This window comes from Saccharothrix sp. HUAS TT1, assembly GCF_040744945.1.
GTDB lineage: Bacteria > Actinomycetota > Actinomycetes > Mycobacteriales > Pseudonocardiaceae > Actinosynnema.
In genome coordinates, this window is sequence record NZ_CP160453.1 from 6,305,872 (window position 1) to 6,320,939 (window position 15,068).

16 protein-coding genes are annotated in these 15,068 nt (G+C 73.7%); 2 read left to right on the plus strand and 14 right to left on the minus strand.

The features are described 5' to 3' along the window. The 12 genes from AB0F89_RS28300 to AB0F89_RS28355 form a co-directional block, all read right to left on the minus strand. The gene (locus tag AB0F89_RS28300) at window positions 1-777 is read right to left on the minus strand and encodes an ABC transporter ATP-binding protein (RefSeq protein WP_367128663.1); all 777 of its coding nucleotides are present in this window, start codon (window positions 775-777) and stop codon (window positions 1-3) included. Continuing rightward, on the minus strand, window positions 774-1,796 hold the full coding sequence (locus tag AB0F89_RS28305; protein WP_367128664.1) for a FecCD family ABC transporter permease: 1,023 nt from the start codon (window positions 1,794-1,796) through the stop codon (window positions 774-776). The genes AB0F89_RS28300 and AB0F89_RS28305 overlap by 4 nt, the downstream gene beginning before the upstream one ends. Beyond that, entirely contained in the window at window positions 1,793-2,791 is a 999-nt protein-coding gene (locus AB0F89_RS28310; protein WP_367128665.1) for a FecCD family ABC transporter permease, read from the minus strand. Before AB0F89_RS28310 ends, AB0F89_RS28305 begins: the two co-directional genes overlap by 4 nt. Next, complete coding sequence (locus AB0F89_RS28315; RefSeq protein ID WP_367128666.1) at window positions 2,788-3,792, minus strand: ABC transporter substrate-binding protein; 1,005 nt, start codon at window positions 3,790-3,792, stop codon at window positions 2,788-2,790. The genes AB0F89_RS28310 and AB0F89_RS28315 overlap by 4 nt, the downstream gene beginning before the upstream one ends. A 40-nt stretch (window positions 3,793-3,832) precedes the next feature. Then, window positions 3,833-4,699, minus strand: a complete 867-nt coding sequence (locus AB0F89_RS28320) for a siderophore-interacting protein (protein ID WP_367128667.1) — start codon at window positions 4,697-4,699, stop codon at window positions 3,833-3,835. Then, window positions 4,696-4,938: a phosphopantetheine-binding protein gene (locus AB0F89_RS28325; RefSeq protein WP_367128669.1), complete on the minus strand. Its 243-nt coding sequence runs from the start codon at window positions 4,936-4,938 to the stop codon at window positions 4,696-4,698. The genes AB0F89_RS28320 and AB0F89_RS28325 overlap by 4 nt, the downstream gene beginning before the upstream one ends. Then, the gene (locus AB0F89_RS28330; RefSeq protein WP_367128670.1) at window positions 4,935-5,618 is read right to left on the minus strand and encodes an isochorismatase family protein; all 684 of its coding nucleotides are present in this window, start codon (window positions 5,616-5,618) and stop codon (window positions 4,935-4,937) included. Before AB0F89_RS28330 ends, AB0F89_RS28325 begins: the two co-directional genes overlap by 4 nt. 5 nt (window positions 5,619-5,623) lie before the next feature. Continuing rightward, entirely contained in the window at window positions 5,624-7,258 is a 1,635-nt protein-coding gene (locus AB0F89_RS28335; RefSeq protein ID WP_367128671.1) for a (2,3-dihydroxybenzoyl)adenylate synthase, read from the minus strand. After that, window positions 7,255-8,457 (minus strand): isochorismate synthase, encoded by a 1,203-nt coding sequence (locus tag AB0F89_RS28340; RefSeq protein ID WP_367128672.1) that lies wholly within the window; start codon window positions 8,455-8,457, stop codon window positions 7,255-7,257. Before AB0F89_RS28340 ends, AB0F89_RS28335 begins: the two co-directional genes overlap by 4 nt. Before the next feature lie 199 nt (window positions 8,458-8,656). Continuing rightward, window positions 8,657-9,448: a 2,3-dihydro-2,3-dihydroxybenzoate dehydrogenase gene (locus AB0F89_RS28345; RefSeq protein WP_367128673.1), complete on the minus strand. Its 792-nt coding sequence runs from the start codon at window positions 9,446-9,448 to the stop codon at window positions 8,657-8,659. A 93-nt stretch (window positions 9,449-9,541) separates the two neighbouring features. Next, on the minus strand, window positions 9,542-10,213 hold the full coding sequence (locus AB0F89_RS28350; RefSeq protein WP_367128674.1) for a permease prefix domain 1-containing protein: 672 nt from the start codon (window positions 10,211-10,213) through the stop codon (window positions 9,542-9,544). After that, window positions 10,210-10,551, minus strand: coding sequence for a PadR family transcriptional regulator (locus AB0F89_RS28355; protein ID WP_367128675.1), 342 nt, complete (start codon window positions 10,549-10,551; stop codon window positions 10,210-10,212). The genes AB0F89_RS28350 and AB0F89_RS28355 overlap by 4 nt, the downstream gene beginning before the upstream one ends. A gap of 87 nt (window positions 10,552-10,638) precedes the next feature. On the opposite strand from AB0F89_RS28355, the gene AB0F89_RS28360 reads away from it, so the two are divergent. Continuing rightward, window positions 10,639-11,058, plus strand: a complete 420-nt coding sequence (locus tag AB0F89_RS28360) for a hypothetical protein (protein WP_367128676.1) — start codon at window positions 10,639-10,641, stop codon at window positions 11,056-11,058. Window positions 11,059-11,168: 110 nt separating this feature from the next. Here AB0F89_RS28360 and AB0F89_RS28365 read toward each other — a convergent pair whose 3' ends face one another. Further along, window positions 11,169-12,554, minus strand: coding sequence for an endo-1,4-beta-xylanase (locus AB0F89_RS28365; RefSeq protein ID WP_367128677.1), 1,386 nt, complete (start codon window positions 12,552-12,554; stop codon window positions 11,169-11,171). A gap of 411 nt (window positions 12,555-12,965) precedes the next feature. Next, window positions 12,966-14,147 (minus strand): 4-hydroxybenzoate 3-monooxygenase, encoded by a 1,182-nt coding sequence (locus tag AB0F89_RS28370; protein ID WP_367128679.1) that lies wholly within the window; start codon window positions 14,145-14,147, stop codon window positions 12,966-12,968. Between the two features lie 141 nt (window positions 14,148-14,288). Between AB0F89_RS28370 and AB0F89_RS28375 the strand changes: the two genes are divergently transcribed. Then, on the plus strand, window positions 14,289-15,044 hold the full coding sequence (locus AB0F89_RS28375; RefSeq protein ID WP_367128680.1) for an IclR family transcriptional regulator: 756 nt from the start codon (window positions 14,289-14,291) through the stop codon (window positions 15,042-15,044). Window positions 15,045-15,068: the final 24 nt, after the last annotated feature.

Genomic DNA, 15,068 nt, shown 5'->3' on the forward strand with positions numbered 1-15,068 from the left:
TCAGAGCGCGGGCACGACCATGGGTGTGCCGGTCACCGGGTCGGGCACGACGACGCTGGGCAGGTCGAAGACCTCTTTGAGCAGCGTGGAGTCCACGATGTCGGCGGGGGCGCCCTGGGCGACGATCCGGCCGTCCTTCATGGCGACGAGGTGGTCGGCGTACCGGCTCGCCTGGTTGATCTCGTGCAGCACCGCGATGACCGTGCGGCCCTCGTCGCGCAGCCCGGCCAGCAGCTTCAGCAGCTGGTACTGGTGGGTGATGTCGAGGAACGACGTCGGCTCGTCCAGCAGCAGGTAGGGCGTCTGCTGCGCCAGCACCACGGCCACCCACACCCGCTGCCGCTGCCCGCCGGACAGCTCCTGCACGGGCCGGTCGGCCAGGTCGGCGACCCCGGCGGCGGCCATCGCCCCGGTGACGGCGGCCTCGTCCTGCTCCGACCACGTCGACAGCAGCGACTGGTGCGGGTACCGGCCGCGGGCGACGAGCCGGCGCACCCGGATGTCGTCGGGCGCGACCGGGTCCTGCGGCAGGAAGCCGAGCGACCGGGCCAGCGCCTTGGTCGGGTACGAGCCGACCTCGCGGTCGTCGAAGCGCACGTCGCCCCCGGCGGGGCGGAGCAGCCGGACGAACGCGCGCAGCAGGGTCGACTTGCCGCAGGCGTTGGGGCCGACGATGGCGGTGAAGGCGCCGTCGGGGATGTCGAGGCTCAGCCGCGTCGACACCACCCGGTCGCCGTAGCGCAGCGTCAGGTCCCCGGCGGTCAGGCGCGTGGTCACGCTCGCCGCACCTCCTTCGTGAGCAGCCAGATCAGGTAGCAGCCGCCGACGGCCGTGCTGACCACGCCGACCGGCAGGGCGACGGGCGCCAGCAGCATCTGGGCGATCAGGTCGGCGCCCAGGAGCAGCACCGCGCCGGTCAGCGCGGCGGGCAGCAGCGGCACGCCGGGCGCGCGGGCCAGCCGCCTGCCGATCTGCGGCGCGGCCAGGGCGATGAACCCGATGGGTCCGGCGACGGCGGTCACGGTGGCCGTGCAGCCGACGCCGAGGAGCACGAGGTGCAGCCGCAGCCGGTCCACGCCGACACCGGTGGTGACGGCGAGGGCCGTGCCGAGCGCGTCCTGGTGCAGGGCGTTGGAGCGGACGACGAGCAGGAGCAGCAGCACGGCGATCACGCCGAACGGGATGCGCAGGTCGTCCCAGTCGACGCCGTTGAGGGAACCCGCGTTCCACCCCACGGCGGCGATGGCCACTTCGAGCTCGGCCCGCAGCACGATCCAGGAGTTGACGGCGGTCAGGATCGCGTTGACCGCGATGCCGATGACCACCAGCCGCAGCCCGGACAGGCCGCCGCCCAGCGACAGCAGGTAGACGGCGGCGGCGGCGAGCGCGCCACCGACCACCGAGCCGGCGGTCAGCTGCGCGGACGTGCCGGACAGGACCGTGATCGCGACCAGCGCGCCGGTGTAGGCGCCCGCGTCGAGGCCGATGATGTCCGGGCTGCCCATGGGGTTGCGGGTGATGTTCTGGAAGATCGCGCCCGCCACGCCCAGCGCCGCCCCGAAGACGACCCCGGCGAGCACCCGCGGCAGCCGCCACTCGCGGATCACCACGCCGGAACCGCCGCCGGACCCGCCGAGCGCGGCGAAGACCTTCGCCGGGTTCGCCCACGTCGCGCCGTAGGACAGGCCGACGAAGCCGAGCCCCAGGATGACCGCGGACATCGCCGCGACCAGCACCAGGGTCCGTCGTTCGACCCGGACCGACACCGGCCCGCGCCGCAGCACCACCGCGCTCACGACGCCACCGCCCCGTACCGCCGAACCGCCCAGATCAGCACCGGACCACCCAGGAAAGCCGTCACGATCGCCACCGGCACCTCGCCGGTCGGCAGCAGGACCCGCGAGCCGATGTCGGACAGCAGCAGCAGCACCGGTCCGAGCACGGCCGCGTAGACCACCAGCCACGGCACCGAGCTGCCCGCCGCCCGCCGCGCCAGGTGCGGCACGATCAGGCCGACGAACAGGATCGGCCCCGCCACGGCGGTCGCCGCGCCGGCCAGCACGGTGGTCAGCACCAGCGCCGTGACCCGGATGCGGGCGACGTTCGCGCCCAGCGCGTGCGCCACCGCGTCCCCCAGCGCCACCGCGTTGAGCTGCCTGCTCAGCAGCACGGCGCCGAGCACCGCGACGCCGATCGCCAGCAGCGGCAACGTCGTCGGCGACTGCTCGCGCCCCGCCAGCGACCCGACCGACCAGAAGCGGTACTCGTCGAACACGTCCGGGAGCACCAGCCGCAGGCCGAGGGACACGCCCGCCAGCACGGAGCTGAGCGCGACGCCGGTGAGCACCAGCCGCAGCGGCGACCGGCGGCCCACCGAGTACACGACCACGGCGGCGATCACCGCGCCCAGCACGGCGAGGGCGAGTTCCCCCGTCGCGGTGGCGGTGAGCCCGAGCGCCGAGCCCGCGGTGATCGCGAACCCGGAGCCCGCGGTGACGCCGAGGACGCCGGGCTCGGCCAGCGGGTTCCTCGACAGCACCTGGACGAGCACGCCCGCCACGGCGAGCGCGGCGCCCGCGCCGACCGCCAGGAGGGCACGGGGCATCCGGATGTCCCGGACCACCACGTGGTCGCTGGACCCGGTCGGGTCCAGGAGCGCCCGCACGACCTCGGCCGGTGCGATGGCGTGGGCGCCGATCCCGACGCTGAGCACCGCCACCCCGGCCAGCAGGACCAGTGCGGCGACCAGCAGCACGACCCGTGCGCCCGGCAGCCGGCGCGTGGCCGTCACTTCTTCAGCAGCGGCGCGAACGCCTCGTCGACCGCGTCCAGCGTCTTCATCGCGGAGCGGTAGGTGGCCGCCTCGGTGTAGCGGATCGGGAACGCCTTGCCCGCCTTCACCGCGGGCAGGTCCTTCCACAGCTGGGAGTCCATGACGTACTGGACCGGCGGCGGCACCTTGCCGTCGGCGGCGACCGAGTAGGTGATGGCGTCGGCCTCGGTGAACGCGGCGGTCAGCTCCTCGATGGACGGGTACTCGCTGACGTCCTTGGAGCCGCCGCCCTTGACCTTGACCTGGCCGTAGTACGCGCCGCCGACGTCCTGGACGATGTTGGTGCCCCAGGAGCCGTTGAACTCGCGCTGGAAGTTGCCCTTGGCGACCTCGCCGTACGCGCCGACGTGCCCGAGCTTGAGCTGCGGCAGCACGGAGGCGTACTTGTCCTTGAGCCCCTTGGCCTTGTCGTCGTACTGGGTGCGCACCGAGTCGAACTCGGACAGCGCGCCCGCCGCGTCGGCCTGCTTGCGGGACAGGTCGCGCCACGCCGAGGGCACCGACGGGCCGATGGCCACGACCGGCGCGATGGCCTCCAGCCGCTTGAGGTCGATGTCGGCCAGCACCGGCTTCGGCACGCCGATGACGATCAGGTCCGGCTCGGCCTGCGCGATGGCCTCGTAGTTCGTCTCCGCCGCCGACTCGCCCGCGACCTTGGCCAGCTCCTGGTACTTCTTCAGGTCGTCCTCGGTCATCAGCGGCTCACCCCGCTTCCACGTGGAGATCCCGACGAGGGGGGCGTCCGCCTCCAGCAGGGCGGGCACGGCGTACCCGGTGGCCACCACGCGCTTCGGCGAGACGGGGATGGTGATGTCGCCGTTGTCGGCGGTGAAGACCCTCGTCGCGGGCTCGGCGGCGGCGGGCGCTTCACCGGTGCTCTCGGCGGAGCCGCAGCCGACGGCCGCGAGGAGGGTGAGCGCCACGACGGCGGCGAGGCGGGGTGATCTGGCGATGGACATCGGTTTTTCCTCGGGGGATTTGAAGGTGTTACAGGGGGTCTCAGTGGTCGTGGTCGTCGTCGAAGTCGGCGACGCCGCGCTTCCAGTAGCCGGTGATGTCGTGGTCGGCCTTGGCCAGGCCGAGCTCGTCGCGGACCCAGCGGCGCAGCGGCTTGATCGAGCCCGCCTCGCCCGCGATCCAGGCGTAGAGGCGTTCGCCCTCGGGCACGCGGATCGCGCGCACGGCGCGTTCGAGCAGGTCGACGGTGCCCGCCGGGGCGGCGCCGCGGTGCAGCCAGCGCACCTCGACGTCCTCCGGCGCGGCCAGCTCGATCTCCTCGCCCGCGTCGGCGACCTCGATGAACGCCCAGCCGGCGGCGGTGCGCGGCAGCTCCTCCAGCCACCGGGCGATGGCGGGCAGGGCGGTGAGGTCGCCCGCGAGCAGGTAGCGGTCGTAGTCGTGCGGCACGATCAGGCCGCCGGGCGGGCCGGCGACGTGCACGACCGCGCCGGGCTCGACCGAGCGCGCCCAGTCCGAGCCGAGGCCGCCGTCGTGCAGCGCGACGTCGAGGTCGAGTTCGCCGGTCACCGGGTCGTAGCGGCGCACGGTGTACTCGCGCGACGTCGGCGACGGGCGCGGCCAGCGCAGCATGTCGCCGTTCGGCTCGGGCAGCCGCAGCGAGCCGTCCGGCTCCGGGAAGATCAGCTTCACGTGCTCGTCCGGCGAGTGGGCCTCGAACCCCTCGGCGCCCGGTCCGCCCAGCGTCACCCGCAGCAGGCCGGAGCCGACCATGGCGGTCCGCACGACCTCGACCGCGCGGATCCGGATCGGGTAACCCACCTTCTCCGCGCCCTTGTCCGCGCCCAGGCCCGCGCGCACCTCGGCGATGCGCTCCAGGTGCCGGTGCCGGTGGTCGACCCGGCTCACGCCGACGCCCCGGCGACCAGCTCGGTCCAGCGGTCCAGCCGCGGTTGTTCGGCCAGGTCGGCGAACTCCAGGCCGGTCGCGCCCGCGGCGCGCCAGCGCTCGACCAGGCTCATGATCCGCATCGAGTCCAGGCCGAGGTCGAGCAGGTCGGCGTCGTCGGCCACCTCGGCCGGGTCGCACCCCAGCAGGTCGGCGACGTCGGCGCGGATCCGGTCGGCGGTCAGCGGGGTGGCGCTCATCGGGGTGCTCCAGCGGTTGCCCGGGTCGGGGGGACGGTGGCCGACAGCGCGGTCAGCGCGTCGGCGGTGGTGGTGACGACGCCGCAGCGCTGCGCCACGTACTCGCACGCCTGGTCGTGCCGCTCGCGGGAGAAGTCGGCGACGGCGTCGGCGACCAGGAACGGCCGGATGTCGCGCATGAACGCCTCGACCGCCGTGGCCTGGCAGCCGATGTGCGCGTACACGCCGGTGACCAGCAGCTGGTCGCGGCCCAGCTCGGCCAGCCGGTCGGCGAACGCGCTGCGCTGGAACGCGCTGTAGCGCCACTTCACCAGCACGGTGTCGGCCGGTTCGGGCGCCAGGTCGGCGACGATGTCCGCGGCGCTCGGGTCGGCGTCGATGACCCCGCCGATGCCGGGTCCCCAGAACTCGGTGAGCAGGCCGCGGTCCGCGGTCGCCTGGTGGCCGGGCTGCGCGGTGTAGAACACCGGCACGCCGTTGGCGCGCGCCACCGAGATCAGCGCGGCGATGTTGGCCGTCATCTCGGGGACGGGCGCGCCCTGGTACGGGGCCAGGAAGTACCGCTGCGCGTCGTGCACGAGCAGCGCCGCCCTGGCCGGGTCGGGCCGCCAGGCCACCCGGCCGGCCGGCAGCTCGGCCGCGGTCGGCAGCTCGTAGGGCTGGATCTTCGGCAGGGACACGTCCCTCACCCCTTCCCGGCCAGCGCGGTCAGCGCCGCCCGCAGCTCGCGTTTGCTGGTCTTGCCGACACCGGTCACCGGGAACGCCTCGACCACCTCGACCAGGTCGGGCACCTTGAACGCGGCGACGCCGCGCTCCCGGACGAAGCGCCGCAGCTCGGCGCCGGTCGGCGTGGCGCCGGTGACGGGCACGACGTAGGCGCAGGTGCGCTCGCCCAGGTACTCGTCGGGCACCGCGACGACGGCGGCGTCGAGCACGTCGGGGTGCGCCATCAGGTGGTTCTCCACCTCTTCGGCCGCCACCTTCTCGCCACCCCGGTTGATCTGCTCCTTGGCCCGGCCGACGACCTCCAGGTGCCCGGACGCGTGCCGCCGCACCAGGTCGCCGGTCCGGTAGAAGCCGTCCGGGGTGAACGCGGTCGCGTTGTGCTCCCCGGCCCGGTAGTAGCCGCGGATCGTGTACGGGCCGCGGGTCAGCAGCGCGCCGACCTCGCCCGGCGGCACCACGTCGGACGAGGACGCCGACGGGTCGTCCGGGTTCACCACGCGGATCTCGTCGTCCAGCGAGATCGGCCGGCCCTGGGTGCCCAGCACCACCTCGTCCGGGTCGTCCAGCCGGGTGTAGCAGACCAGGCCCTCGGCCATCCCGAACACCTGCTGCAGCCGGCAGCCGAGCGCCGGGCCGATCCGCTCGGCCAGCTCGCGCCCGCACTTCGCGCCGCCGACCAGCAGCACCTCCAGGGTGGACAGGTCGCGCGTGGTGCGCGCGGCGGCCTGCACCCAGGCGGCGGCCAGCGGCGGCACCACGCCGGTGATCGTCACGCCCTCGGCCTCGATCAGCCGGAACGCCGTGTCCGCGTCGGGGCGCGGCGCCAGCACGGTCGTCGCGCCCGCGTGCAGCGCGCCGAGGACGCCCGGCGAGCTGAGCGGGTAGTTGTGCGCGACCGGCAGCGCCGCCAGGTACACGCTGTCCGGGCGCAACGCGCAGATCCGGGCGCTCTCCCGGACGCTGTAGAGGTAGTCGTCGTGGGTGCGCGGGATCAGCTTCGGCAGGCCGGTGCTGCCACCGGAGAGCTGGAGGAACGCCACGCCCGCGGGGTCGGGGTCGGGCAGCTCGCGCGGCGCGGTCGCGGCCAGGGCGTCGAACTCCGCCTCGCCGACCACGAGCACGTGGCGCACCGAGGGGACGTCGGCGGCGACGGCGCGGGCGGCGGCCGCGTGGTCGTGCCGCTCGTGCCGGTCGACGGTGACGACGGCGACGGCGCCGGTCTGCTCGGCGAAGTGCCGCAGCTCGCTGTGCCGGTGCGCGGGCAGCGCGAACACCGGCCACGCGCCCAGCCGCCACAGCCCGAACACCACCGGCACGAACTCCGGCACGTTCGGCAGCTGCACGACGACCCGGTCGCCGGCGCCGATGCCGCGGTCGGCCAGGCCGGCGGCGATCCGGTGCGCCCGGTCGTCCAGCTCGGCGAACGTCCAGCGGGTCGTGGTCCCGTCGCGCTCGCCCACCACGGCGGTGCGGTCCGCGTGGGCGGCCGTCAGCCCGGTGAGCCACTTGCCCAGCGTCTGCCCGCGCCAGTGCCCGGACGCCCGGTAGCGCGCCGCGACGTCCGCCGGCCAGGGCGTGTGGTCGGGGTTCACGCCGCGGTCCCCAGCCCGAGGACGCGCAGCATCGTGCGGAACTTCGCGCTCGTCTCGGCCAGCTCCGCCGCCGGGTCGGACCCCGCGACGATCCCGGCGCCCGCGAACAGCCGCACGGTCCGGTCGCTCACCTCGGCGCTGCGGATCGTGACGACCCACTCGCCGTCGCCTTCCAGGTCGGTCCAGCCGACCAGCCCGGAGTAGTAGCCGCGGTCCTCCGGCTCCAGGTCCGCGATCGTGGCGCGGGCCCGCGCGGCGGGCACCCCGCACACGGCGGGCGTCGGGTGCAGCGCCTCGGCCAGCGCCAGGGCGGAGGAGCCGGGGTCGGCGGCGTCGGCCAGCCGTCCGCTGATCCGGGTCGACAGGTGCCACATCGTCGGCGTGCCGATCACCACCGGCTCGGCGGGCACGTCCAGGTCGACGCAGAACCGGCCGAGCACCTCGGCGACCTGGGCGCTGACGTGCCCGTGCTCGACGCGGTCCTTCTCCGAGGCCAGCAGCGCCGCGATCCGCCGCTGGTTCTCCGCCTCGTCCGACACCCGCGGCAGCGAGCCGGCCAGCGGGTTGGCCACCACCTCCGCGCCGTCGCGGGACACCAGCAGCTCCGGGCTCGCGCCGACCAGCGTGCGCGGCGCGCGGTCGCCGGGCGCGCTGACGTCCACCGCGAAGGCGTGCGCGGTCGGGTTCGCCCGCACCAGCCCGGCCAGCAGCGACGGCACCGGCACCGGGGCGTCGGCGGTCAGTTCGAGGCAGCGGGCGAGGACCACCTTGCGCAGCTCGCCGTCGTCGATCAGGGCGAGGGCGCGGCGGACGCCCTCGGCGTACCCCTCCGGCTCGGGCTTGGGGTCGATCGACCACTTCATGCCGCCGAACGCCGGTCCGGGCACGTGCCCGGCGGTGCTCGGGCCCCCCGCGCGGCGCACCACGGCGGGCACGACGAGGCTCGTCTCGGCGTCCGGTCTGAACCCGATCGCCCCGGCCACCACCGGCTCGGCGACCCCGGCCACGGCCGCCGCGTCCAGCGCCTCGGCCGCCGCGTGCGCGCGGGCGCCGTGCCCGGCCCGGACCGTCGCGTGGACGCCGTCGGCCAGCAGGGATCCGTGCGCCGAGGAGTAGTAGAACGACCCCGGCAGGTAGGCGGCCAGCAGATCGGCCGCCCGGTGCACCGGCCGAGGCCGCACCAGAGCAGATGGGGACACGTCGGGGGAACCTTTCGGCGAGGGTGTCGAGGCACCGGGCACGGCGACCGGTGGTGGACCGGGTCGTGCCGGGAGTTGAGCCCGTTCGGACCTACAACTGATATTTAGCGCAGGCTAACCTAACTTTGACCATGGCGGAAGTCCCCCGCCGCGACACCGGCCGATCCGGAGGCGCCGCGCAGTCCACAGTGGAACGGAGTCAGGCGCGGAGGGTCGCGCCGCCGTCCACGTACAGGTCCTGCATGGTGATGTGCCGCGCGCGGTCGGAGACCAGGAACAGCACCGCGTCGGCGATGTCGGCCGGATCGGCCATGCGCCCCAACGGGATGCCGACCCGAAACCGGTCGGGGTCACCGGCGATCACTTGCGCCGGACCGTTCTCGTCCGTCCACAGCAGACGTTGCATCGGGGTGTCGGTGGAGCCGGGCGACACGACGTTGCAGCGGATGCCGCTGCCCGCCAGCTCCAGGCCGAGGCACCGGGTCAGCATCGTCGCCGCCGCTTTGGAGGCCGCGTAGGCGCCCATGCCGACGCGCGGCACACCGGCCGCGTTCGACCCGACGGTGACCAGCGCGCCTTCGCCGCGCGGCCGCATCCGCCGCGCCACCTCCCGCAGCACGGTGAACACGCCGGTGGTGTTGACCGCGAACGTGTCCGCCCAGTCGTCGTCGGTGGTGTCGCACACCGAACCCGGCCGCAGGATCCCGGCCACCGAGACCCCGATGCCGATCGGGCCGACCTCGCGCTCGACGTCCGCCACGACGCCGGCGACCGAAGCGGGGTCCCGCACGTCGACCGGGAACGGCCGCACGCGACCGCCCGACCCCGCCACGACCCGCTCCAGCCCGGCCGCGTCGACGTCGAGCGCGGCGACCACCGCGCCCGCGCGGACCAGTTCGCGCACCACGGCTTCCCCGATGCCGCGGGCGGCGCCGGTCACCAGCGCGACCCTGCCCGCGATCCCCGCGTCCCGGTGCTCCGACGAACCCACCCCGACACCCCACTCGCTCCACCGTTAGATAAGCCTTGCCTAACCTAGCGGTCGGGCCAGGCTGGTGGAACCGCTACGAGCAGGTGATCTACATCATCCTCGGTCACCTGCAGAGCCGCACCCCGCCCGCGCGCACCGGCGACAGGCACGAGCTGATGCGGCGACCACCGCGTGCGCCACGATGGCGAGCACGCCGGCGAGCGCGGTCAGCGGCCAGTCCGTCGACAGGGCCGAGGTGACGCCGAGCGCGACGGCGGCGAGCGCCATGCCCACCGCCGCGGCGGACGCCGTCCAGGCGACGGCCGACGGCAACCGGTGCGGCGTCGGCAGCAGGCGGGTGAGCGTGCCGGTGGCCGCCAGCGCGGTGACCGAGAGCAGCCCGGAGGCGGTGGCCAGTGCGGCCAGGTGCGCCGCGAGCGCGCCCAGCCGCCAGTCGTCGCGGGTCGCGACGTGCACGAGGGCGTGGCACACGGCCAGCAGCGGCACGACCACGGCGGCGACGCGGGCCGTCCGCCTGGTCTGGGCGATGGTCAGCTCGCGCTGGAACGACGGCGCGACCTCGTCGGTCGCGCCGAAGTCCAGGACCGCGCGGCGGGCGGCCCGGTCGTGGGGCACGCCGAACCGGGTCTGCGCCTCCACCGCGTCGGCGAGGCCGTCGCGGACCTCGCGCAGCATGGCGGCCTTCGCCCGCGCCGGGCCGTGCAGGGACGTGGTCAGCGCCGCCAGGTAGTCCTCGACCGGGTCGACGTGCCGCGCGGTGCTCACGTCGCGGACCTCGTCGGCGCCGCCAGGTCCAGCACCGCGCCGATCGCGGAGGTGAACTCCCGCCAGGTCGACCGCGCGTCGGACAGGCCGCGCCGTCCCGCGTCGGTCAGCTCGTAGCAGCGCCGGGGCCGGTCGGCCACGGGCTGCCAGTGGCTGCGCAGCAGGCCCAGCCGCTCCAGCCGGTTCAGCGCCGGGTAGACGGTGCCGGTGCGCAGCTCCAGCGCGCCGCCGCTGCGCCGCTGGACCTCCGTGATGACGGCGTAGCCGTGCAGCGGCCCGGATTCGAGCGCCGCCAGCAGCAACGCGTCCAGGTGCCCGCGCACCGCGTCCGCCTTCATGGGTTGGCAGCCTACACAACGATTAGGTAGGTGTGGTACCTATTGGCAGCCGACATATGTTGTCTGCCTACCCACCGAGGAGCCCTGGTGACCAAGCTGCTGCTCTCGATCCACGTCATCGCCGCGATCCTCGCCGTCGGTCCGATCGCCGTGGCCGCCTCGCTGTTCCCCCGCCTCGCGACGACGTCCTCGGGCGGTGTGGCGGCGTTCCTGCACCGGACGTGCCGCACCTACGCGGTGGTCGGCGTCTTCGTCCCGGTCTTCGGGGTGGCCACCGGGCTCAGCCTCGGCGTCCTCGGTGACGCGTGGCTGCTGGTCTCGGTGGCGTTGACCGCGATCGCGGCCGGGTTGCTGGCGCTGGTGATCCTGCCGGTGCAGCAGCGGGTGCTGGGCGGCCAGGCGGAGCACGCCAAGCGGCTCGCCCTGTGGACCGGCGTGTTCAACCTGCTGTGGGCGGCCGTCGTCGTGCTGATGATCGTCCGTCCCGGCTCGACCACCGGGGCGTGAGGACCGCTCCCACCGGCTGAGCGGTCCTCCCCGGTCGGTGGTCCGATCGCGAAAAGGGGCGGCCTGGCGCGGGAACCCGCACCAGACCGCCCCGTTCGGTTCGCGCTCGATCAGCTGGCCGAGCAGGTCGGCGTCATGCCCGCGCCGGAACCCGTGCCCTGGAAGCCGAACTCGGTCGACATCCCGGCCGCGACGCGACCGTTGTAGTTGACGTTGCGCCACTGCACGTTGCCGCTGTTGCCGCTGCGCTCGACGTTCCACGCGTTGGTGACCGACGCGCCCGACGGCAGGGCGGTCGTGACCGTCCAGCCGTTGATCGCCGAGGACCCGGCGGTGACCTTCACCGTGGCGACGAACCCGCCGTTCCAGGAGTTCAGCGACACCGAAGCGGTGCAGCCACCCGGGCCGGGGATCGTCGTCGTGGTCGTTGTGGTGGGGCCGGTCGGGTCGGTGGTGGTCGACGTCGGGATCGTCGTGCCGCCCGCGTTGAGGGCGTTCAGCGTCGAGGTGTACGCGGCCTTCTTGTTGCCGGAGCCGTCGAAGAGCAGGGGGGTGCCGGAGGCGCGCCAGGAGTCGCTGTCGCGGATGCCCCAGACGGTGATGCCGGTGCAGCGGGCGACGGCGAGGCAGGCCTTGACCACGCGCTCGTAGTTCTGCGCCTGGGTCGAGCCCGAGCCCTCGATGTCCAGCTCGGTGATCTGCACGTCCACGCCGAGGTTGGCGAAGTTCTGCAGGGTCGTCTGGTAGTTGCCCGGCACCGGGCTCTGGCTGTTGAAGTGCGACTGCAGGCCGACGCAGTCGATGGGCACGCCGCGGGACTTGAAGTCCTGCACCATCCGGTAGACCGCCTGGGTCTTGGCGTGCGTCCAGTCGTCGGTGTTGTAGTCGTTGTAGCAGAGCTTCGCGCCCGGGTCGGCGGCGCGGGCGGCGCGGAACGCGGCCTCGATCCAGTCGTTGCCGGTGCGCTGCAGGTTCGAATCACGACGACCGCCGCCGGAACCGTCGGCGAACGCCTCGTTCACCACGTCCCACGAGTGGATCTTGCCCCGGTAGTAGGTGGCGACCTGGGTGACGTGGTTCAGCATCGCGTTGCGCAGGGCGGTGCCGGACATGTTCTGCATCCAGCCCGGCTGCTGCGAGTGCCACGCCAGGGCGTGCCCGCGGACCCGCATGCCCTGGTTGCGGGCGTGGTTGACGATCCGGTCCGCGTTGGCGTAGCTGAACTGACCCTGGGTCGGCTCAGTCGCGTCCATCTTCATCTCGTTCTCGGCGGTGACCATGTTGAACTCGCGGTTCAGGATCCCGACGTAGGTGGAATCGCCGAGCTTGTTCGCGGCGACCGCCGTGCCGAAGTAGCGGCCCGACTCGGCCGCCGACGCGGCGAGCGTGGTGCCGGCGTTGGCCGACGTCGCCAGGAGCACTGCCGCGCCCGTGGTGGCCGTCACCAACGTCGACACGAGCGCCGCTCGCAACACTGACCTCGATGTCAGCTTCATTTTTCGCACCTTCTGAGAGCACCCGCCGGCGGTTCGGCAGGTGGGGGGTTGGTTGGTCGAGCGACCCGGACCACGGGGCGGGATGGTCCGGATCCGCACTCGGCGACGGGGTCCCGGTGCCACGGGACTCCTCGTTGCCGACGACGAGTCTTGTGAGTCGAATCCTCCAGGGCGTGCGCAGCGCAGGGGGAAGCAGTCGGGGGCGGCACCCGACCTGAAACTTTTAGCAGTATCAGCCGAAACAGATACCTCTGGCAATCCTCGGTACGAGCCGGACCTACGAGCTGCCGCACTGCCTTTCAGACCGGCGATTCGGCCATGATTGCAGGGTGCAGCCCTGAGCGACACCCCGCAGACCGTCCGAAATTCTTCGAAAGAATGTGCGCAACTTTCCCGGTTCCGGCCCGGTGGCTAAGGACGCACGTCGAAGGGCCACCCCGTGTACGACTCGGCGAGGTGGGTCGCGGCGGCCGTGCTGCCGGTGACCAGCTCCAGTTCGCCGAGTTGCCGCTTGACGTCGAACGCCGAGCCGGCCGGGTCGGTGTGCAGCATCGAGGTCATCCACCAGGAGAAGTGCTGCGCCCGCCACACCCGCCGGGCGGCGGTCGGCCCGTAGGCGTCCAGCGGCTCGGTGGCGCCGGTGGCGAAGTGGGCCGCCAGCGCGTCGGCCAGCACGACCACGTCCGCCACCGCGAGGTTGAGCCCCTTCGCGCCGGTGGGTGGCACGACGTGCGCGGCGTCCCCGGCCAGGAAGAGCCTGCCGTGCCGCATCGGCTCGCACACGTAGCTGCGCATCGGGACGACACCCCTGTCGAAGATGCGGCCCTCCGCCAGGGTGAAGCCGTCGCCCGCGACCCGGGCGTTCAGCTCGGCCCAGATCCGGTCGTCGCTCCAGTCGTCCGCGCGTTCGCCGGGGTCGCACTGGAAGTACATCCGCTGCACGTGCGGCGACCGGGTGCTGATCAACGCGAACCCCCGTTCGGAGTGGGCGTAGACCAGTTCCTTGGCCGACGGCGGCGCCTCGGCCAGGATGCCGAACCAGCCGAACGGGTAGGCGCGGAAGTGGTCGGTGCGCGCGTCGTCCGGGATGGCACGTCTGCTGATGCCGGACGAGCCGTCGCAGCCGGCGATCACGTCGCACCGCAGTCGGACCGGCGTGCCGTCGGCGTCGGTGAAGGTGATGACCGGGTCGTCGGACGTCACGCCGTGCAGCGCCACGTCGGCCGCCTCGAACCGGATGTCCGCCCCGGCTTCGAGCCGTGCGGCGATGAGGTCCTTGAGGACTTCGTGCTGCGGGTAGAGCCAGACGGCGCGACCGGTGAGGCCGGTGAAGTCGATCCGGTGGCCCTCACCGCCGAACCGCAGCTCGATCCCCTCGTGCCGCGCGCCCTCGGCCAGCACCCGCGCGCCGACGCCCATGGCGGTCAGCATCTCCACCGTGCCCTGTTCCAGGACTCCGGCGCGGATGGTCCGCTCGATGGCCGCGCGGCCGCGCGTCTCGACCACTACCGATTCGATGCCGTGCTCGGCCAGCAGGTGGGACAGCACCAGTCCGGCCGGACCGGCGCCGACGATCCCGACTCGCGTTCTCATGGGTCGACCCAAGGGCGAACGGCGGCGGCGCGCCAGAGTGGACTTCCACTGGGTGAAAGTCGTGGCGACTTCGGGGCGGGCGCGCGGTTAGCGTTCTGCGGTCCCGCGTCCGACCCGGCACAGCCCTGGAGGAGAACCGGCATGGCGGTCAACAGCGACGTGCCCCGGCGGTCGATGGCCGGGCGAGCGCTGGCGCTGCTCGGCGCGTTCGACGAGGACCACCCCCGGCTCCGGCTCAGCGACCTGGCCCGGCGCGCGGACCTGCCGCTGCCGACCGTCCACCGGCTGGCCGCCGAACTCGTGTCGTGGGGCGCGCTGGAACGCGACGCCGCCGGGAGCTACAGCATCGGCCTGCGGCTGTGGGAGGCGGCGACGCTGGCCCCGGTGGCCGGTCGGCTGCGCGCGATCGCGCTGCCGTTCATGCAGGACCTGTACGAGACGACCCGCGAGAACGTCCACCTCGCCGTGCACGACGGCTTCGACGCGCTGTACGTGGAGAAGCTGTCCGGCCACCGCTCGGTGCCCGTCGTCTCGCGGACCGGCGCGCGGCTGCCGATGCACTCGACCGGCGTCGGCAAGGCGCTGCTCGCCCACGCCGACGCCGCGTTCGTGCGCAGCTACGTCGCACGGCCACTGGCCCGTGCCACCCGGTACACCATCACCGAACGCGCGCGGCTGCTGCGCGAACTGCGCGTCACGGCGGAGCGCGGGTACGCGTTGACGCACGAGGAGATGACGCTGGGCTCGTGCTCGGTCGCCGTCCCCATCCCGGCCGAGGGTTACGAGCCGGCCGGCGCGCTGGGCGTCGTGGTCCACTCCGTGCGCACCGACCTGCACCGGTTGGTCCCGGACCTGAAAGCCGCCGCCGACGCCGTCGCACGCCGACTCGAACGTTGAACTCACGGCGCCCGAACGCAGGAC